A 507-nucleotide genomic window follows, 5' to 3' on the forward strand; every position below is an offset into this window, starting at 1 on the left:
TGTATGATAGAAAAAAATCAAACAAATAGGTACACCTTCGTATAATTTTGGGGATATGGCCCATGAGTTTCTACCGGACCGCCGTAAATAGGTCTGACTACGCTGGTGAATAGATGACATACAGGAGAGGTATCGCTTCTCCTGAGAATCGTCCATTTACGCGTAAACAGGTAGACACTCTGGGATTTCCCCAGAGTGTCTTTTATTATTTAGACGCTGGTTTGGCTGGTTGTGGTACCAGGTACCGCCGTGACAGATTTGGTGTAGATTTGGTGTCAGGTACCGAGGGTGAACAGACCGGTACGTGACACTGCCAAGAAGAGAACCGGTACCTGACACCACCAAGATGAAAAATGGTACCAGGTACACAAAAGAGAGAAACTGGTACCTGACACCGAAAGAAGAGGTGCCAAAAAGGAAGAGGGAGGATGTTTTTTTATGAAGGAATATTTCAAGTTTAAGGAATTAGGGACGAATTATCGTACGGAATTTATGGCAGGAATGACA

General features: G+C 44.2%; 1 riboswitch.

The features are described 5' to 3' along the window. The first annotated feature begins 17 nt into the window (after positions 1 to 17). A riboswitch (purine riboswitch) is annotated at positions 18 to 120 on the plus strand. Positions 121 to 507 lie beyond the last annotated feature (387 nt).

The organism is Halobacillus sp. BBL2006 (genome assembly GCF_000786645.1).
In the GTDB taxonomy this organism is placed as follows: Bacteria; Bacillota; Bacilli; order Bacillales; family Halobacillaceae; genus Halobacillus.